The organism is Yersinia alsatica, from assembly GCF_025133195.1.
Lineage (GTDB): Bacteria > Pseudomonadota > Gammaproteobacteria > Enterobacterales > Enterobacteriaceae > Yersinia > Yersinia alsatica.
This window is the reverse complement of sequence record NZ_CP104006.1, coordinates 4,280,618-4,300,425: the sequence shown is the minus strand read 5'-3', so window position 1 is coordinate 4,300,425 and position 19,808 is coordinate 4,280,618. Positions and strand designations below refer to the sequence as shown.

Here is a 19,808-nt window from a genome sequence, read left to right as displayed (position 1 = left end):
CCTTCTTCGTATTCATTCTATCTCTTGAAGCAAACTCGCATGCCTTGAGCCAACCCCCCTGAAAATGGTATGGTTGCTTGTTTTCCGCAATTTCGATTTTTTTTAAGTAAAAACACAAATACCCAATAGATTTCATCATGCAGCAAGGCGACAAACGAGAGATTCCTGATGAACTTACATAAGTGAGTGATTCTGGTGACCGAGAACAGCCAACACACCTGCAACTTGAAAGATGAAGGGTATAGAAAAACTACATAGCAAGGGGATTTACGCAATGCGTATCATTCTGCTGGGCGCTCCGGGCGCTGGTAAGGGTACTCAGGCTCAATTCATCATGGAGAAATACGGTATTCCGCAAATCTCTACTGGTGATATGTTGCGCGCCGCTGTAAAAGCAGGTTCTGAGTTAGGTCTGAAAGCGAAAGAAATTATGGATGCCGGCAAGCTGGTTACTGATGAGCTGGTCATCGCATTGGTTAAAGAGCGCATCACACAGGACGATTGCCGTGACGGTTTCCTGTTAGATGGGTTCCCGCGTACCATTCCTCAGGCTGATGCCATGAAAGAAGCCGGTATCAAGGTTGATTATGTGCTGGAGTTCGATGTTCCGGACGAGCTGATTGTTGAGCGCATCGTCGGTCGTCGGGTACATGCTGCTTCAGGCCGTGTTTACCACATTAAATTCAACCCGCCAAAAGTTGAAGATAAAGATGATGCCACTGGTGAAGATCTGACTATTCGTAAAGATGATCAGGAAGCCACGGTTCGTAAACGTCTGATTGAATATCATCAACAAACTGCGCCTTTGGTTTCTTATTATCGCAAAGAAGCTGATGCAGGAAACACACAGTATTTTAAACTGGACGGAACCCGTAAAGTAGCAGAAGTCAGTGCAGAACTGGCGACTATTCTCGGTTAATTCTGGATGGTAAGATAGCTAAGGCGGCCTAAGGTCGCCTTTCTTATTTTACGGATATCGTCGACAGTGTCTTCACCCGCTCAAATAATCGACGCAATACCCACAACAAGGACTTATGCATGATGCAAAGCAAGCTTGGCGTACTGATGGTTAATCTGGGGACACCGGATGCCCCGACACCACAAGCGGTCAAACGCTATCTGGCTGAGTTCCTGAGTGACCGCCGAGTGGTTGATACTTCCCCCTTGCTGTGGTGGCCATTGTTACATGGCGTTATTTTGCCGATTCGCTCACCGCGCGTAGCAAAATTATATCAGTCAGTATGGATGGATGAAGGCTCGCCTTTACTGGTTTATAGTCGGCGACAGCAAAAAGCGCTAGCCTCACGTATGCCAGATATTCCCGTCGAGCTGGGGATGAGTTATGGTTCGCCAAATCTACCTGATGCAATTGATAAACTGTTATCACAAGGCGTGACCAAGCTGGTGGTTTTGCCGCTTTACCCGCAATATTCTTGCTCGACAAGTGCCGCGGTTTGGGATGCTGTTGCTCGTATTTTGAAAGGCTATCGCCGCTTACCGTCGGTGTCATTTATCCGTGATTATGCTGAACATCCAGCTTATATTTCGGCGTTGAAGCAAAGTGTTGAACGTGCTTTTGAGCAACATGGGAAACCTGATCGGCTAGTGCTCTCTTTCCATGGCATTCCCAAACGCTATGCCCGCTTAGGGGATGACTATCCGCAGCGTTGTGAAGATACCAGCCATGCATTACGAGCAGGATTAACTTTGCCAGCAGAACAGATCATGATGACTTATCAATCTCGATTTGGCCGCGAGCCTTGGCTTACCCCCTATACAGACGAGACATTAAAAAACCTACCTTCTCAAGGGGTTAAGCATATTCAGCTGATTTGCCCCGGTTTTTCTGCTGATTGCCTGGAAACACTGGAAGAGATCAAAGAGCAAAACCGAGAAATTTTCTTACATGCAGGCGGTGAGAAATTTGAATATATTCCGGCACTGAACGACGACGAGAGCCATATTGATCTTTTAGAACAACTGGTAAAACAAGAGATTGGTTCACTATCCTTGTATTCATAATTTGTTATGTATCATTCAGTCTCTGAGTGACCCATCATGACACTTTTTTACCCGGCCTTTTGCTTGTAATACCTGCTTAGATGTATGAGAATTACCTAATTATAAAAAATAGGCATATGATTATTTTCTGTAACTATTTGTTATAAATTGATTTTTATTCGGTTGAACAGAATGTCGGATTCCAAGAACAGTACATTGGTAGCTGCAAGCCAAGGGCGGTAGCGTGCTTTGTTTTCAGCCAAAGTTTTGTCATAAATCACACAGAATTGATCTTACTTTGTAAGAAAAAGAAATAATTAATAGGCTTAATACTTATGAGAAATATAATTTAATCCAATAACTGGAAATAAAAATGTCAGTGCTCCGCAGGAATATTTTTTCTTTACTTTTATTGCAGGGTAGTAACTATATTATTCCTCTTTTAACTCTCCCATATTTAACTCGAGTATTGGGAGTCGAGGGGTTTGGTGTTTATAGTCTTACACTCTCATTAGCCCAATATTTTGTTATTTTAATTGATTTTGGATTTAACTTATCAGCATCAAAAAAAATAGCTGAACATCAAGATGATCCTGAATACATATCTAAGATTTTCTTTGAGACATTGTATTCTAAGTCAATATTATGCTTGGCTTCTATTTTAATCGTTATCTTGCTTGTTACTACGAATTCACATGCTGTAATTAAGAGCGAATTAATTTATACGGTACTCATGTTAATAGGTACAACATTGATGCCGGTATGGTTTTTCCAAGGGATAGAAAAGTTGTCTGTTGTTACAAATTTAATGATAGTGGCAAAATTATCGATGTTGCCATTATTTTTTATATTTGTTCGTAGTGATGCTGATATTAAGTATGCAGTAATGATTCAATCATCAATGAACTTACTGGCAGGGATCATCGCTATAATATATATATATCGGAAAAAATTAGTAAGAGCCGTTAGCTTCTCTAACCTAAGGTTAGCGTATACACTAAAAGATTCATTCCCAATATTTTGTGCAACTTTATCTATCAGCCTCTATACCATGAGCACAACAATTATCATTGGTATCTTCAGTAATGTATACGAGGTCAGCATATTTACTGCGGCAGATAGAGTTAAAGGTGCTATTCTCGGAGTGTTCTTGGTCTTGGGAAATGCATTTTATCCAAGAATAAATTCTTTGCTAGTTAATAAAAAAGAAGAAGCTTATGCCTTAATAAGGAAGATTTTTTATTGGCAAGGGGCTCTATGTATAGCTATCATAATATTCGTTGTTATTTTTTCTAAACTGATTACCAGAATAATGTTTGGCCCAGAATATTCTGAAGTATCAGCGCTTTTGATTTTATTTACTCCGGTCTATCTTCTTGTTATACAATCAACAGTACTGGGTAATTATATTTTACTACCTCATGGGCATAGGAAGTCTTATACTCTTCTACCAATAGTTTCTGCAATAATTCATATTCCTCTTTGTGCATATCTTGCATCTCAGTATGGTGCTTGGGGGGGGGTTATTTCAATTATTACTATCGAAGCTTTATCCTTCGTATGCTTGGTTTTAATTCTTAAGAGAAAAAATTTGTTATTTGAAATTCTTTCGAGAAATAAAAATGGACAATAAAAAAATACTTTCATTGATTATACCGGTATTTAATGCAGATAAATATCTTGAGCTTTGTCTAAATTCTGTTTTTTCTCAATGGGATAGTAGCCTCGAAGTCATTATTATTAATGATGGCTCAACTGATAACTCTCCTGCCATCATAGAAAAGTATGGCGAAAAATATGAATTTATCTACATCGATCAAAAAAATTCAGGTATATCGGCTGTAAGAAATAAAGGCGTGTCCATTTCTGCGGGAGAATATATTACTTTCCTGGATTCTGATGATCTGTGGTGTGATGGAATATATAGTTCTATCAAGAGAATAGTTTTAGATTATTCACCAAGTTGTATTGTTTTTAACTACTCTGAAATTGTAGATGATAAAGAGAAAGTATTTGAATTAGCTAAAGAGAGTAATTTTTTTTCTGACAGACTTGATTATATTAAAATTAAAATAGCTAAAAGTGAAATGTTTTATGTATGGCGATTTCTTTTTAAAAAAGAAATTTTCAATAATATTAGTTTTGATATTGGACGACGATTTGAAGATCAATTATTGCTTCCTATACTAATCAATAACTGTAGCTCTATATTTGAATCTAACAATTTAATAGTCAAATATAGGCAAGTCTCAAGTAGTATTACTAAAAATCTAAATATATTAGATCTTGATGATAGTGAATTCGGATTAAAACGTTTTACAGATAAATATACAGAGTGCAGAAGTAAATATTGGGCTATTATTTTAGCTAGTGTATTTCTTTCTCATGTATCAAAATGCGCCAGAGTATATCATTTGGATAAGTGTATAGCTTTGAAAAGCCTTAATGAATCTTACAAAATAGTTCCATTCAGTCCTATTATACATGCCGGAAAATTAAAACCAATTCTGTATTATTTTTTTAAACGTAAGCTATTTTTCAGACTGGTATCATCTGTTGAACATGAGATGAGAAAATAAAATGATATTAGTTACAATATTCACGCCTACCTTCAATAGGGCTCATCTATTAAAACGCTGCTATCTTTCGATATTAGATCAGGGTAGAGATGATATCGAGTGGTTAATAATTGATGATGGTTCGACAGATAATACCTTGGATGTAGTTAAAGAATTTAAAAATGAAAATAGATTAAAGATAAATTATATATATCAAAATAATAGTGGTAAGCAGGCAGCATGGAACTTAGCTGTAAAAAATGCAAACGGAAATTACTTTATTGGCTTGGATTCCGACGACGCTCTTGTTCACGATTCTATTAATAAATTGCTTTCGATAAAGACTGTATTTGACGATAAAGAAATTATTGGGATTCGAGCTGTTTCAGTGAGTTCAGAGACAATGAAACCTAATAATTGTTATTTATCCAACGCAGATAATAAAAGTTCGTGGTTTGAGGAGTTTCGCTCTGGTATTCGTGGTGAGAGAATTGATTTTTTTAAAACGGAATTGTTACGGAAATATTTTTATCCAGTAGAGCCTGGTGTAAATTTTATTCCTGAAATCTGGTTTTATAGTACCGTATCCAAAAATTATAAATTTTATTATAGTTCGATATCAGTTCGTATTTTTTTTGATGATGAAAATACTAATCGATTAAGCAAGTCATCGATAAAAAGGCATGCCGTAGGTCACTATATATCTCGTAAAGCGCTACTTGATAATATGCCTAAAAAAATATGGTTATATCGACCACTCGATTTTATAAAGTCTGTTTTACGGCTTAATCAAACTTTGGCTGTAATTGATAAAAAGTATATTAACCAGAGCAAGTCTTCTATCTTGGTTAAAATCGTTTCATTACCTGGTCTTATAATCAATAAAATAAAAAGACAATAAGGGATTTTATGAAAAAAATTGCTTTCTTTGGTGGTGATATCAGTCATACCGGTGGTACTGAGAGAGTTAGCATAGCGCTTGCTAACTACCTTGTTAAAGATGGCTATCAAGTTATTATTATAAGCTTAAGTGGTAATGCATCACCTAAATTTGATGTAGATGAGAGAATAAAGTTAGTATCCCTTTTTGATAAAAAAATACGCTTTTCACTTGCTTATTTCTCAGTGGTTTTTAGATTGCGTCGTATTTTAATCGATGAATCAATAGATATAGTCATTGATGTTGACACAATGTTAGCATTATTTAGTACTGTATCTTTATTGGGTACCAATATAAAGCATATATCGTGGGAACATTTTAATTATAAAAATGATTTAAATATTAAGTCGCGTAAATTTGCTAGAAGACTTGCTGCTAAATATGCTGGTGCCGTAGTCACATTAACAGAGAAAGATCGTGAGTATTGGTTAGAAGAGAATAAATATCCTGAAAGAATAGTATCAATATCAAATCCATTGCCTTTTGCACCAAAAAATAAACTCACAAAGAAAAATACAAAAAAAATTTTGGCCTTGGGCCGTCTTAGTTATCAGAAAGGATTTGATCTTTTACTTGATATCTGGGCAAAAATTGAAGAAGTGAATAGCGATTGGGAACTAGTCATTGCAGGCGATGGCGAGGACAAAAACTTATTATCTGAAAAGATAAATGAGTTAAATTTAAAAAATGTAGTGTTACTGCCTTCAACGCCAAATGTCCATGATTTGTATGATCAATCTGCCATATATGTAATGACTTCTCGATTTGAGGGCTTCCCGATGGTATTGCTTGAAGCAAAAGCTAGTGGATTACCTATCATCGCATATGACTGTGATACCGGTCCCTCTGAGTTAATTATTGATGGCGAAGATGGATTTTTGATTCCTTTTGCAGATAGTGATACTTTTTCAGAACGTCTTATTAAACTGATGAATGATGATAATTTAAGAGAAGCTATGTCATTAAGGTCATTAGTGAACTCAGAAAAATATCAAATAGAAGTAACTATAGGTCGGAAATGGAAAGACTTGATAGATAACATATAGTAATTATGGATGAAATATTACAGTCAATATCTACATAAAGGCTGAACACTGTAAATAATGATATTTATTATATAAATGTGAAAATAAGACAACGAGGATACTAGTGAATTTATTATATGTTATTACTGGGCTTGGTATGGGAGGGGCCGAAAAACAAACCGTTTTGATTGCTAACAAGATGCATGAGGCCGGGCATAATGTCATGATTATATCTCTTACTGGTGAGACTTTGGTCAATCCCAGTAATGGCGTTCAGTTAAATGAATTAAAATTAGAAAAAACACCGGTTAGCTTTTTTAAAGGCTTGCTTGAAGTTAGACGAATAATAAAAAAATTCAAGCCAGATATTCTCCATAGTCACATGTTTCATGCCAATATATTCTCAAGGTTTTTACGACTATTCACTAAAATTCCTGTTTTAATATGTACAGCTCATAATACTAATGAAGGAAGCTCTTTGCGGATGTTGGCATATAAATATACTGACAGGCTGGCTTCTATTTCTACCAATGTTAGCCAAGATGCTGTTGATTCTTTTATTCGTAAAGGCGCATCTAGCATTGATAGAATGATTGTTGTTTCAAATGGTATTGATACTTCCCAATTTGATTTCTCAGCAGATGATAGAGATACCAAGAGATCAGAGCTAGGGATTTTGGATGATACTCCAATACTGCTTAGTGTGGGGAGACTCACGGAAGCGAAAGACTATCCCAATTTATTGAAGGCATATTCTTTACTTCTTAAAAATAACAGTTTTCATAGTATACCGCGTCTATTTATTGTTGGAACTGGGCATCTTGAAAATCACCTCAAGAGCATGGTCAAAGAGTTTGATATCGAAAAGTATGTCACCTTTCTTGGACAGAGAGATGATATAAGACAGCTAATGTGTGCTGCAGATATCTTCGTCCTATCTTCTGAATGGGAAGGTTTTCCGCTTGTTATTACTGAAGCTATGGCATGTAAGAAATTAATTGTCGCGACGGATGCTGGCGGTATAACTGAGGCTCTGGGCGATTGTGGCTCTATTGTTCCAGTAAAGGATCCTGTGAGTTTATCTCAAAAAATAAATAAAATGATAAAATTATCTAATGAAGAAAAAGAGACCTTAGGTAATAGAGCCAGAGAGCGAATCACAAAAACAAATTCAATTGAAAAAATCATTGAGCGCTGGATATCTATATATAATCAATATAAAAATAAAACAAGCTGATTTCATCTAAAGTAACAAGATATATTTATAGTTACTGTAGCTATAGATTGAATTGGGGTTAAAATGCCAAATTTAATGTTGTTAATATCAATTTTTTTTGTTGTGTCTGTAATGCTAACCTATTTGTTACGAGTTTATGCATTAAAGAATAATATTATAGATACACCTAACTCTCGTAGCTCGCATGTTATCCCAACGCCAAGGGGAGGAGGGGTTGCTATAGTTGTGAGTTTTCTTATTGGTATTATGCTGTTCTATTTCCAAGGTTACCTGGCCCTTTTACCCGCAGTAGGGCTAATTATCTCTGGCGGAGTCATAGCACTAGTTGGTTTTTGGGATGATCATGGGCATATTGCTGCCCGCTGGCGTCTCCTTGCTCATTTTTCTGCTGCCGCATTTTTACTATTTTGTTTAGGTGGTTTCCCTGCATTAACTATCTCAGGCTATACCATCGATCTTGGGCTCTTTGGGAGTGTGTTCGGTTTACTATTTCTGGTGTGGATGCTTAATCTCTACAACTTTATGGATGGTATTGATGGTTTAGCAAGTGCCGAAGCGGTAATTGTCTGTATTGGTGCGATTGTTATCTATCTTATCAGTGGCAACCACATTGAACTGGATAGCTATTTAGTTCTTTGGTTGCTCGCGAGTACTGTTTTAGGATTTTTACTGTGGAATTTTCCACCGGCAAAAATATTTATGGGTGATGCAGGTAGCGGATTTCTGGGACTAATAATTGGTTCTTTGGCGATAAGTGCCGGTTGGATTGAAACTAAATTCTTTTTCTGTTGGCTAATTTTATTAGGTTTATTTATCGTCGATGCCACCTGGACTTTGGTACGCAGAGTTCTTGGTGGTTTTAAAGTTTATGAAGCTCATCGAAGTCATGGCTATCAAATTGCCTCTAGAAAATTTAAACGTCACTTGTCCGTTACATTACTTACTATTGCTATTAATGTTGTCTGGCTATTTCCTATTGCATTATTGGTTGGGCTAAATATAGTTAATCCTATAATTGCATTGATTGTTTCCTATACTCCACTTTTGTATGTTGATTATAAACTTAATGCGGGAATTAATAATGACTAGCGGGTTAAATGAATAATTGAGTAACTCGGCTTAATCTGTTTTTTTAATGGCGTATTTCGTCTTTGGGTTGGTACTCTATGTTTCTTGTATTTTTGTTATCTTTACCAAGGCCTGTCAAACGAATTATTATGCTGTTGCTAGATGCTATTCTAATTGCTTTAGCATATTGGGGGGCTTTCTGGGTACGACTGGATGTTGATAGTCCATTTACCAGCGTTGAACAGTGGGTTGCCTTAGCTGTAATTATACCACCGACTCTTTTGGTCTATGTCAAACTGGGTTTATATCGGGCCGTACTGCGCTATGTAAGTGCCAAGATCGTCAATGTGGTAATAGTTGGCGTTATATTATCTTCCGGCTTGCTGGTGTTAGGTTCTTACTTTTTAGGTGTGTACTTACCAAGAACAGTCTCTGTCATGTTCTTCATTTTCTCACTAGTCTTTATTTGCGGCTCTCGGTTATTCTTTCGGATGCTACTAAACTACGGAGTTAGGGGACAAATTCCGGTTGTGATTTATGGCGCGGGTGCATCAGGTCGGCAACTAGTACCGGCTCTTATGCAAGCAAGTGAATATTTCCCAATTGCTTTTGTCGATGATAATCCTAAGTTACATAAGGCAGTTATTCATGGTGTCACAGTCTACCCCTCAGAAAAGCTTGAGTATTTAATTGGTCGCTATGGGATAAAGAAAATATTGCTTGCAATGCCAAGTGTAAGCCAGAGCCAGCGCCGAGCGGTAGTCAGTAAACTTGAAAATCTTTCTTGTGAAGTTCTATCTATTCCTGGTATGTCTGACTTAGTTGAAGGTCGAGCACAAATAAGTAACTTGAAAAAAGTGTCGATAGAAGAGTTATTGGGCAGAGATCCGGTAGTACCAGATGAAAAATTATTAGCTAAAAATATCACTAATAAAGTGGTCATGGTGACTGGTGCTGGAGGGTCAATTGGCTCAGAGTTGTGTCGTCAAATAATTGTCGAAAAGCCAAGCCTATTAATTCTGTTTGATATTTCTGAATTTTCCCTTTACTCCATTGAGAATGAAATAGCATCAATCTGTAGAAATCATCATATCGAAACAAAATTTGTAGCACTGCTTGGATCGGTTCAAAGTGAAAAGCGCTTAATCCAAGTTATGTCTAGCTTCAATGTTAATACTGTCTACCATGCTGCCGCTTATAAACATGTCCCTCTGGTTGAGAACAACGTGATTGAGGGGGTGAGAAATAATATATTTGGCACTCTTTATTGTGCCAAAGCGGCAATAAAGTCTGGGGTAGACAAGTTTGTTCTCATTTCTACAGATAAAGCTGTGCGACCGACCAATACTATGGGTGCAACCAAGAGAATGGCTGAACTTATATTACAGGCATTATCGAAGGAGCAAGATAAGACCAAGTTTTGCATGGTTCGTTTTGGGAATGTTCTAGGTTCGTCGGGCTCTGTCGTGCCTCTGTTTAAGAAGCAAATTGCAGAGGGAGGGCCAATCACTCTTACTCATAAAGATATTATTCGCTACTTCATGACCATCCCGGAAGCTGCTCAACTTGTTATCCAAGCCGGTGCAATGGGGCAAGGGGGCGACGTTTTTGTATTGGATATGGGTGATCCCGTTAAGATTATTGATCTGGCTAAGCGGATGATTAACCTTTCCGGTCTTTCAATTAAGAGTGAAGAAAATCCTGATGGTGATATTGCGATAGAGATCTCCGGTCTACGCCCTGGTGAAAAGCTATATGAAGAACTACTGATTGGCGAGTCGGTGCAAAATACTTATCATCCGCGAATTATGACAGCAACCGAAGTTATGCTTGAATGGCCTAACTTGGAGGCTTTGCTAAATAGAATTGAAGCCGCCTGTAATGACTTTAATTATGAATCTATTCGCTCTTTATTATTAGAAGCACCCGCAGGATTTCAACCAACAGATGGTATCTGCGACCTGGTTTGGCAAAAGACTCACGACGAGAATGCAGAGAATATGACTGTCCATTGATAATTCATGGGTTGTTCACTGGCGATATTTGCATTTTGTTGTTTATGGAACTGATATGAAGACTATTGCATTTGTTATCACAAAATCAATCATTGGTGGTGCTCAAGGCTGGGTTCTTGAGCAAGTTAAGCTACTTAAAGATGATTGCAAAATTATTTTGATAACCTCTGAGCCGGGTTGGCTCACCGAAACTATTGTTTGTGACAAAGTGGTTATTATTCCTGAAATTAGGAAAATGGCCAGTATTAAGGCTATTTACTCTTTATATAAAACCCTTAAAGAGAATAACGTTGATGTTGTTGTCTCCAGTTCAGCCAATGCCGGTCTTTATAGTCGGTTAGCACGTTTATTCTTACGCTTTCGTGGCGTATATGTCTCTCATGGTTGGTCATGTATCTATAATGGCAACCTGTTGAAATTTATCTTCTGTTATATTGAAAAGTTACTGTCGAATATTACAGATGTTGTGTGGTGTGTTTCTCAAAGTGATGCTGATAAAGCCGTTAATATTATTGGCATTAAGTCTGAAAAAATAGTGACCCAACTTAATGCTATAACACCATTAACAGAGCGGCCAGATCGCCAGTGTCAAAATAAAATTATTTACGTCTGTAGGTTAGCTTATCCTAAACGACCAGACTTAATTTTAAAAGTAGCAGCAGCCAATCCCCAATATGATCTCGATATTGTTGGTGATGGTGAGTATTACCAAGAGCTTAAGAAAGAATTTGATAGTTGTGAAAATATTCATTTCTATGGTGAAATCAAAGGGTTCGATAAATTTAGTGAGTATGATGTTTTTGTATTAACGTCAGAAAGTGAAGGTTTACCAATGGCGGCAATTGAGGCAACCAGTGCGAGTCTACCAGTGATTCTTAGTAACGTTGGTGGCTGTGGTGAGGTTGTCGATCAAAATGGCATTTTAATTGAGAATACAACAGAAGAGCTGGAGTCTGCTCTTAATACTGTATTTGCAAATTATGATTCATTTTATAAAGCTGCTCAGAAACAAAAAAATAAATTTGATATAAATAATGTCAAAGATAAATGTCGAGAAATTATTCTTGGTCCACAGGCCCAGCCTTAACTCATCAAATTGAATAGGTAAATTATGACTATTTTAGTGACCGGTGGCGCAGGGTATATTGGCTCACATACGGTATTAACATTATTAGAACAAGGCGATGATGTTGTTGTATTAGATAATTTATCTAATGCTTCGGCAGAATCGCTATTACGTGTAGCTAAAATCACGGGCCGAGATGCAATATTTTACCAAGGTGATGTGTTAGATAGACATTGCCTTAAAAAAATATTTTCTGCACATGACATTGATGCTGTTATTCATTTTGCTGGTTTGAAGTCAGTTGGTGAATCAGTCGCTAAACCGATTGAGTATTATCAAAATAATGTTACCGGTTCGATTATCTTGCTGGAAGAGATGGTCATTGCTGGTGTGAAAAAATTGATATTCAGTTCGTCCGCCACGGTATATGGTGACCCTGAATTTGTGCCTTTGACCGAAGATGCCCGTATTGGCGGCACAACAAATCCTTATGGTTCTTCCAAGGTCATGGTTGAACAAATATTAAAAGACTTCTCTTGTGCTTATCCAGATTTCTCCATCAGAGCCTTGCGATATTTTAATCCGGTGGGCGCCCATCCATCAGGTTTAATTGGTGAAGACCCAAATGGGAAACCTAACAATTTGCTGCCTTTTATCACGCAAGTTGCCATTGGGAAACTCCCCAAGTTAGCTGTCTATGGTAATGATTATCCTACAATCGATGGCTCAGGGGTTCGGGATTATATCCATGTTATGGATCTGGCCGAAGGGCACCTCTGTGCACTGAATAAACTGACCAAAGGGTTCAAGGCCTATAATCTCGGATCCGGTGTTGGGTATTCAGTACTTCAGATGATCACGGAATTTGAACGTATATCAGGTAAAAAAATTCCTTATGAGATAGTGGCGCGTCGTTCTGGTGATATTGCTGAATGCTGGGCGAGTGCGGAACTTGCGCGCAAAGAATTAGATTGGCAGGCTAAAAGAAACTTAACGGATATGTTAACAGACGCATGGAAATGGCAGCAATCCAATCCGAATGGCTATGTTCGCTGAATACCGGATGAGTTGTGCTAAAATTCCTTATCTTTTCATTTCTAAATTTGTAACTCACAACAATGAAATTTCCTGGCAAACGCAAATCTAAACACTATTTTCCTGTTAATGCTCGCGATCCCTTATTGCAGCCGGCTCAGACAGAAAATGAAGTGAGTACATCTTATATTGTTGGCATTGATCAGACGCTGGTTGATATTGAAGCGAAGGTCGATGAGGACTTTATTACGCGTTATGGTCTTAGTCAGGGGCACTCTTTGGTTATCGAGGATGATGTCGCCGAACGTCTTTATCAAGAATTGATGGCTAACGGACTGATTACTCATGAGTTTGCTGGCGGTACCATCGGTAATACGTTACATAATTATTCAGTGTTGGCTGATGACCGTTCTATTTTGTTAGGTACGATGTGCAGCAATATTAAAATTGGCAGCTATGCCTATCGCTATCTGTGTAATACCTCGAGTCGCACCGATTTGAATTATTTACAGGCAGTAGATGGTGCGATTGGCCGTTGTTTTACTTTAGTCACCGAAAATGGTGAGCGAACATTTGCTATCAGTCCCGGCCAAATGAACCAGTTACGGCCAGAAAGTATTCCTGAAGAGGTCATTGCGGGTGCATCAGCACTGGTCCTTACTGCTTATCTGGTACGCTGCAAACCCGGTGAGCCGATGCCTGATGCAACTATGCAGGCTATTCGTTATGCGAAGAAACACAATGTTCCGGTGGTGATGACATTAGGAACGAAATACGTCATTGCAGATAATCCGCAGTGGTGGCGTGATTTCCTTAATGAGCACGTTTCTATCGTAGCGATGAATGAAGATGAGGCTTATGAGCTGACGGGCCTAAATGATCCGTTAATGGCCTCTGATATGGCATTGAACTGGGTTGATTTAGTCCTCTGTACCGCCGGGCCTAATGGGCTGTATATGGCAGGCTATACGGAAGAAGCTAATAAACGTCAAACTCAGCACCCATTATTACCCGGTGCCATTGCTGAATTTAACTTGTATGAATTTAGTCGAGCAATGCGCAAAGAGCATTGTGATAATCCATTACGTATTTATTCGCATATAGCCCCTTATATGGGCGGGCCTGAGAAGATAATGAATACTAATGGGGCAGGGGATGGCGCTTTATCTGCTGTGTTGCATGACATTGCAGCTAATGGCTATCACCGTAATAATGTTCCTAACTCAAGTAAACATGTGCGCAGTTATCTGAGCTACTCTTCATTGGCGCAAGTATGTAAATATGCCAATCGGGTGAGTTATCAAGTGTTGAATCAGCATTCACCGCGTTTAACTCGTGGTTTGCCGGAGCGAGAAGACAGTTTGGAAGAGTCTTACTGGGAACGGTAATTAGAGTGTTAGATTAATAAACAGGGCCGGCATATGCTGGCCCTGTTTGTTTTTGTCTTATTGGATAACGAAATGGTGCTTAGATTGGGCAGACTGGGCGCTTATCGTCTTCAGTCAGCGTTTCTATTTTCAGCATATTAAGCATGCTGTTAGCAATTTCACGTTCGCCCATGACAACCTGATTGGCACCACGGTCGGAGATATAAACAACTTCATCGTCGTAATGAGCACGCGCAATTATCTCAAGGTCTGGCCGTTTAATTCTGGCGGAGGCAACAATTTCCCCAGCCTCGTAACCATTTGGAATTGTCAGTAATAGCCAACGGGCGCAATCCAAACGTGCCAGTGACATAATATCTGCACTGGCAGCATTGCCTAATACCGCATTAATACCTTGCTCACGTAGGGCTTCCACTCTTGGTCGGGAATTCTCAATGACAACCAATGGAATTCCTTCAGCATGCAATTTTGCCCCTAATAGGCTACCCACTCGGCCATAACCCACTAATAAAGCATGGTTGCACAGGTCGACAGGGATCTGTTTTTCCTCTTCGACAGCCTCTTCCAGAATCAGGTCTTCCATGGTTTCGTTCTTGGCTAAATAGCGGTCTAGCAGAGTGAAAAGTAGCGGATTGAGCATGATGGACAAAATCGCGCCAGCCAGTACCAAATTACGGCCATGTTCTGACATCAAACCAAGAGAAATCCCGAGCCCCGCCAAAATAAAGGCGAATTCACCAATTTGTGCCAAGCTGACTGAGATAGTGAGTGCGGTGCGTTTTGAGTGACCAAACAACCGTACCAAGATGAATGCCGCAGCTGATTTCCCAAAGATGATGATCGCCAATGAAGCCGCTACGGCTAACGGCTCATGCACTAAGATCATCGGGTCGAACAGCATCCCAACCGAAACGAAGAACAGCACGGCGAATGCGTCACGCAGTGGCAAGGTATCTTGCGCGGCTCGGTGGCTCAGTTCAGACTCATTCAATACCATTCCGGCGAAGAATGCCCCCAGAGCAAAGGATACGTCAAACAGCCCTACAGCGCCGTAGGCAATACCGAGCGCCAATACCAACACCGCTAACGTAAACAGCTCACGAGAGCCAGTACTGGCGGTTTTGGCCAGTATCCATGGAACCAACCGGCGGCCCACAACAATCATCAACGTAATAAAGGCGATGACTTTACCAATGGTAATCGCCAACTCAGTGAATAATTGGCTCAGACTGGTGGTTTCATTCCCCATCACGCCAGCAAATGCCGGCAATAGGACCAGTGTCAGTACCATCGCCAGATCTTCGACAATCAGCCAGCCAATCGCAATCTGCCCTCGTTGACTATCAATTAGTTGCCGTTCTTCCAGTGCTCGCAGTAATACCACGGTACTGGCGGTTGATAGACAAAGACCGAAGACAAATCCAGTCATCAAATCCCAGCCTAATAAATGGGATAGCCCCATACCGAGTAGGGTGGCGACGGCTATTTGCGCGACCGCTCCGGGTATGGCGATGGCTTTTACTGCGAGGAGGTCTTTAAGCGAGAAGTGAAGCCCAACACCAAACATCAACAAAATAACACCAATTTCAGCCAGTTCAGGTGCTAATGAGGTATCAGCGACAAAACCTGGCGTGAATGGCCCGGCTAACACCCCTGCGGCAAGGTACCCCACCAGTGGTGAGATACGCAGACGGTGAGCCAAAGTGCCCAAGAGGAAGGCGAGAACAAGGCCTCCGACGATCGTGGTAATTAAGGGTGTTGAGTGGTGCATCCAGACTCCTTCTCGTTATACCCGCCATCTTTTAAGCTGCAGGTGTGGGGCTGTATTCAAATCTGCTTCCAGCGGCTTTGTCACCCGAGTCACTTACCTGAGTAAGTTGATCGAGATTATGCGCCAGACTAGGGGTTCACTCTTTGGGCTAGCGCCGCATTTTTGAAATCTATTGGGATATACAGGGCGGTAGCATTTCACAGCAATAACATCAGTTTATTGCATTTATGCGATCAATGCGCGATAAAAATTAAATTTTTATCGATAAAAGTCTGGTTTGACATGGAAATTGTTTGAAGTGGTTGTTTGTGGGGGATTTGATGTTTTCATCACGATTACACTGGGAACTCTCCCGACTGAAACATATATCTCAGTCGGGATTATAAGGTTATTACTATTACTTATCTTCTATATTGGGCAGTAAGGCAGTAAATATCCCCAGTAATGGTAAGAATGCACATATTTGATAAACCAGTTCAATACTGGTTAAATCCGCAACATACCCTAGTACAGCCGCACCTACCCCCCCCATACCGAAAGCAAAACCGAAGAATAGACCCGATACCATGCCCACTTTCCCCGGGATCAACTCCTGCGCATACACCAATATTGCGGAAAAGGCTGATGCCAGGATAACACCAATGATCACAGTCAAAATCCCAATCCAATACAGCGATGCGTAGGGTAAAATAAGGGTAAATGGTGCAACACCCAAGATTGAGCCCCAAATAACATATTTTCTCCCAATTCTGTCGCCGAGAGGGCCGCCAATTATGGTGCCAGCGGCAACAGCAAAGAGGAATACAAATAAATGTATTTGGGCATTTTGTACTGAAACACCGAATTTATGCATCAGAAAAAAGGTGTAATAGCTGCTGATGCTGGTCAAGTAGAAGTATTTAGAGAATATCAGCACCATCAAGACAGCTAACGTGCTTACAACCGTCTTTTTCGGCAGTACTTTTGCTGATGAGACCTTGATGACTTTGCCATGACTGGCTCTTTGTTGCTGCTGATACCATTTACTGACTTGCAATAGCACCACAATCGCCAGTAATGCGGCGAGTGAGAACCAGCCAACATTGCCTTTACCGTAAGGCGCAATCAGGATTGCGGCTAACAACGGGCCGAGAGCACTGCCAAAATTACCACCAACCTGAAAAATAGACTGAGCCATACCATGACGGCCACCAGATGCCATACGAGCGACCCGCGAAGATTCCGGGTGGAAGACTGAAGAGCCTGTCCCGACCAATGCTGCCGCCAATAAAACCACCGGGAAGGTTGTGGCAACCGCTAGTAACAAAATACCGGATAGGGTGAAACCCATCCCGATAGGCAAAGAATAGGGCTGGGGATGCTTATCCGTATACAGGCCTATCAAGGGCTGCAATAGCGAGGCCGTCAGTTGGTAAGTCAGGGTAATTAACCCTATCTGGGCAAAACTCAGTGAAAACTCGGCTTGTAGTAGTGGATAAATCGCCAGAATCAGCGACTGGATCATATCGTTGAGCAAGTGAGATACGCTGATAGCACCCAAAATAGAGAAAGAGGTGCGTTTTACAGAAGTATTAACGGAAGGCTGGAGTCCAGTCTCAGAGCGATCGGTCATAATGAGTATTCGCCTAATAGTTTTCACTGTTAATAATATGTTGGTAATGAATACATATTATGCAGTTCGAATGATTTTTACTACTACTGACATAATTTGATATATATTCCAAAGTTATGAAATTTGTACTTCCGTCATCACATTACAATACAAAGTGTGTCACAGTATGACCTTGATTTATCGTGATATTGATATATATCCCTCAAATTTCATTCATTAAGCTGGCATTTTTGGTGCTGGTTTTTAACGACAACATGGAGATTTGCCATGCGTTTTTCATTACCAACCACAGCCTGCGCCTTAGCTGTGTCGCTGGCGTTTGCACCGGGATGGGCGGCGGCTTGGGAAAAAGACAAAACTTACGACATCACTATTTTGCACACCAATGATCATCATGGTCATTTCTGGCAAAACGATTATGGCGAGTATGGTTTAGCCGCACAGAAAACAGTAGTGGATGAGATTCGCAAGCAAGTAGCCGCCGAGGGGGGAAATTTGTTACTGCTCTCCGGCGGTGATATCAATACCGGTGTGCCTGAATCTGATTTGCAGGATGCCGAGCCCGATTTCCGTGGTATGAATTTAGTGGGTTATGATGCCATGGCTATCGGTAATCATGAGTTTGATAACCCACTGAGTGTGCTGCGCCAGCAGGAAAAGTGGGCGACCTTCCCGCTATTATCCGCCAATATCTACCAGAAAAGTACTCAACAGCGGTTATTCAAACCTTACGCTTTGTTTGATAAGCAAGGGGTGAAAATTGCGGTAATTGGCTTAACCACTGACGATACCGCGAAGATCGGGAATCCCGAGTATTTCACGGATATCGAATTCCGCGTGCCGGCGGTAGAGGCAAAGCAAGTTGTCGATCAACTGCGAAAGACCGATAAGCCTGACATTATTATCGCCGCGACACATATGGGGCATTACGATGATGGCAAACATGGTTCTAATGCTCCAGGTGATGTCGAGATGGCTCGCAGCCTCCCCGCAGGCTATTTAGATATGATAGTGGGCGGTCACTCGCAGGACCCGGTGTGTATGGCCAGTGAAAATCATAAACAGGCGAATTATATCCCGGGGACGCCTTGTGCCCCAGATCGACAAAATGGTACGTGGATCGTGCAGGCCCATGAGTGGGGTAAATATGTTGGACGGGCTGACTTTACCTTCCGTAATGGCGAGCTGAAACTGGTGAGTTATCAGTTAATTCCAATCAATTTAAAGAAAAAAGTTGAGAAGGCGGATGGTACCAGCGAGCGAGTTTTCTATACGCAAGAGATTGCCCAAGATCCATCGATGCTGAAGCTTTTAACCCCATTTGAAGAGCAGGGTAAAGCACAACTAGAGATTAAAGTGGGCAGTGTGAATGGCAAGTTGGAGGGGGATCGCAGTAAAGTCCGCTTCGAACAAACCAATCTGGCACGTATGTTACTGGCGGCACAAATGGAACGTGCGGGTGCTGATTTTGCTGTGATGAGTGGTGGCGGTGTTCGCGATTCTATCGAAGCCGGTGATATCACTTATAAAGATGTGCTTAAGGTTCAACCATTCGGTAATACTCTGGTTTACGCCGACATGAAAGGCAGTGAGGTTGAGAAGTATCTGGCGGTGGTGGCAAATAAAAAAGTAGATTCTGGCGCTTATGCTCAATTTGCCAATGTTAGCCTGATGGCTGATGGCGAGGGGGTTAGCGAGGTGAAAATACAGGGTAAGCCGTTAGAACCGAATAAAACTTATCGTCTGGCGACATTGAATTTCAACGCGCTAGGCGGTGATGGATATCCGAAGATTGATACCTTGCCGGGGTATGTCAATACTGGTTTTATCGATGCAGAAGTTCTGAAACAGTATATAGAAAAACACTCGCCACTGGATGCTAGTCAGTATCAGCCGAAAGGTGAGATTGTTTATAAGTAAGCGATGAATCTGGAAGCCTCCTGCTACTGATGGAGGCTTCTTTCATCCCCTTGTTAATATCCCCGTCATCTTTCAAGTTGCAGGGTTGTTGGCTGTCATCATTCACCCAACTTATTGAGTTATCTCAACGCCTTGAGTTCATGCTATTGCCGCCTACCTGCAACTCGAAATC

General features: G+C 40.5%; 15 protein-coding genes. 13 read left to right on the top strand and 2 right to left on the bottom strand.

From position 1 onward, the window contains the following. Positions 1 to 274 precede the first annotated feature (274 nt). The 12 genes from adk (at position 275) to N0H69_RS19410 (ending at position 14,333) form a co-directional block, all read left to right on the top strand. Positions 275 to 919, top strand: a complete 645-nt coding sequence (gene adk / locus N0H69_RS19465; RefSeq protein ID WP_050108884.1) for an adenylate kinase — start codon at positions 275 to 277, stop codon at positions 917 to 919. Between the two features lie 119 nt (positions 920 to 1,038). Beyond that, positions 1,039 to 2,022 (top strand): ferrochelatase, encoded by a 984-nt coding sequence (hemH, locus tag N0H69_RS19460; RefSeq protein WP_050151532.1) that lies wholly within the window; start codon positions 1,039 to 1,041, stop codon positions 2,020 to 2,022. A 352-nt stretch (positions 2,023 to 2,374) separates the two neighbouring features. Beyond that, complete coding sequence (locus N0H69_RS19455) at positions 2,375 to 3,634, top strand: flippase (protein ID WP_050151531.1); 1,260 nt, start codon at positions 2,375 to 2,377, stop codon at positions 3,632 to 3,634. Further along, positions 3,624 to 4,580 carry a glycosyltransferase family 2 protein gene (locus tag N0H69_RS19450; protein ID WP_050151530.1) on the top strand — a complete coding sequence of 319 codons (957 nt, stop codon included), beginning with the start codon at positions 3,624 to 3,626 and terminating at the stop codon, positions 4,578 to 4,580. The genes N0H69_RS19455 and N0H69_RS19450 overlap by 11 nt, the downstream gene beginning before the upstream one ends. A gap of 1 nt (position 4,581) precedes the next feature. After that, the gene (locus N0H69_RS19445) at positions 4,582 to 5,460 is read left to right on the top strand and encodes a glycosyltransferase family 2 protein (protein WP_050151529.1); all 879 of its coding nucleotides are present in this window, start codon (positions 4,582 to 4,584) and stop codon (positions 5,458 to 5,460) included. Between the two features lie 8 nt (positions 5,461 to 5,468). Further along, positions 5,469 to 6,545 (top strand): glycosyltransferase family 4 protein, encoded by a 1,077-nt coding sequence (locus N0H69_RS19440; protein WP_050151528.1) that lies wholly within the window; start codon positions 5,469 to 5,471, stop codon positions 6,543 to 6,545. Between the two features lie 103 nt (positions 6,546 to 6,648). After that, positions 6,649 to 7,761 (top strand): glycosyltransferase, encoded by a 1,113-nt coding sequence (locus N0H69_RS19435; RefSeq protein ID WP_050151526.1) that lies wholly within the window; start codon positions 6,649 to 6,651, stop codon positions 7,759 to 7,761. 63 nt (positions 7,762 to 7,824) lie between these two features. Next, complete coding sequence (locus N0H69_RS19430; RefSeq protein ID WP_050151524.1) at positions 7,825 to 8,850, top strand: MraY family glycosyltransferase; 1,026 nt, start codon at positions 7,825 to 7,827, stop codon at positions 8,848 to 8,850. A gap of 77 nt (positions 8,851 to 8,927) precedes the next feature. Further along, entirely contained in the window at positions 8,928 to 10,844 is a 1,917-nt protein-coding gene (locus tag N0H69_RS19425; protein WP_072077562.1) for a polysaccharide biosynthesis protein, read from the top strand. Between the two features lie 55 nt (positions 10,845 to 10,899). Beyond that, the gene (locus N0H69_RS19420) at positions 10,900 to 11,931 is read left to right on the top strand and encodes a glycosyltransferase (protein WP_050151522.1); all 1,032 of its coding nucleotides are present in this window, start codon (positions 10,900 to 10,902) and stop codon (positions 11,929 to 11,931) included. A gap of 24 nt (positions 11,932 to 11,955) precedes the next feature. Next, positions 11,956 to 12,966, top strand: coding sequence for a UDP-glucose 4-epimerase GalE (gene galE, locus N0H69_RS19415; protein ID WP_050151519.1), 1,011 nt, complete (start codon positions 11,956 to 11,958; stop codon positions 12,964 to 12,966). A gap of 62 nt (positions 12,967 to 13,028) precedes the next feature. Next, a complete protein-coding gene (locus tag N0H69_RS19410) occupies positions 13,029 to 14,333 on the top strand; it encodes an inosine/guanosine kinase (protein WP_050133528.1) in 1,305 nt (434 codons plus the stop codon). Positions 14,334 to 14,412: 79 nt separating this feature from the next. Here N0H69_RS19410 and ybaL read toward each other — a convergent pair whose 3' ends face one another. Both ybaL and rosA read right to left on the bottom strand, forming a co-directional pair. Continuing rightward, entirely contained in the window at positions 14,413 to 16,104 is a 1,692-nt protein-coding gene (gene ybaL / locus N0H69_RS19405) for a YbaL family putative K(+) efflux transporter (protein ID WP_050108868.1), read from the bottom strand. A 397-nt stretch (positions 16,105 to 16,501) separates the two neighbouring features. Next, positions 16,502 to 17,716: an MFS transporter RosA gene (gene rosA, locus N0H69_RS19400; RefSeq protein ID WP_050108866.1), complete on the bottom strand. Its 1,215-nt coding sequence runs from the start codon at positions 17,714 to 17,716 to the stop codon at positions 16,502 to 16,504. Between the two features lie 267 nt (positions 17,717 to 17,983). Here rosA and ushA point away from each other — a divergent pair, with 267 nt between their 5' ends. Further along, positions 17,984 to 19,636, top strand: a complete 1,653-nt coding sequence (gene ushA, locus N0H69_RS19395; RefSeq protein ID WP_050151517.1) for a bifunctional UDP-sugar hydrolase/5'-nucleotidase UshA — start codon at positions 17,984 to 17,986, stop codon at positions 19,634 to 19,636. The last annotated feature ends 172 nt before the right edge of the window (positions 19,637 to 19,808 follow it).

Bases quoted from the DNA above. Each gene is read 5' to 3' on its own strand.
- N0H69_RS19420 (WP_050151522.1), top strand. From the start codon at position 10,900: ATGAAGACTATTGCATTTGTTATCACAAAATCAATCATTGGTGGTGCT.
- ybaL (WP_050108868.1), bottom strand. From the start codon at position 16,104: ATGCACCACTCAACACCCTTAATTACCACGATCGTCGGAGGCCTTGTT.
- ushA (WP_050151517.1), top strand. From the start codon at position 17,984: ATGCGTTTTTCATTACCAACCACAGCCTGCGCCTTAGCTGTGTCGCTG.
- rosA (WP_050108866.1), bottom strand. From the start codon at position 17,716: ATGACCGATCGCTCTGAGACTGGACTCCAGCCTTCCGTTAATACTTCT.
- N0H69_RS19430 (WP_050151524.1), top strand. From the start codon at position 7,825: ATGCCAAATTTAATGTTGTTAATATCAATTTTTTTTGTTGTGTCTGTA.
- N0H69_RS19450 (WP_050151530.1), top strand. From the start codon at position 3,624: ATGGACAATAAAAAAATACTTTCATTGATTATACCGGTATTTAATGCA.
- hemH (WP_050151532.1), top strand. From the start codon at position 1,039: ATGATGCAAAGCAAGCTTGGCGTACTGATGGTTAATCTGGGGACACCG.
- adk (WP_050108884.1), top strand. From the start codon at position 275: ATGCGTATCATTCTGCTGGGCGCTCCGGGCGCTGGTAAGGGTACTCAG.
- N0H69_RS19455 (WP_050151531.1), top strand. From the start codon at position 2,375: ATGTCAGTGCTCCGCAGGAATATTTTTTCTTTACTTTTATTGCAGGGT.
- N0H69_RS19425 (WP_072077562.1), top strand. From the start codon at position 8,928: ATGTTTCTTGTATTTTTGTTATCTTTACCAAGGCCTGTCAAACGAATT.
- N0H69_RS19445 (WP_050151529.1), top strand. From the start codon at position 4,582: ATGATATTAGTTACAATATTCACGCCTACCTTCAATAGGGCTCATCTA.
- N0H69_RS19410 (WP_050133528.1), top strand. From the start codon at position 13,029: ATGAAATTTCCTGGCAAACGCAAATCTAAACACTATTTTCCTGTTAAT.
- galE (WP_050151519.1), top strand. From the start codon at position 11,956: ATGACTATTTTAGTGACCGGTGGCGCAGGGTATATTGGCTCACATACG.
- N0H69_RS19440 (WP_050151528.1), top strand. From the start codon at position 5,469: ATGAAAAAAATTGCTTTCTTTGGTGGTGATATCAGTCATACCGGTGGT.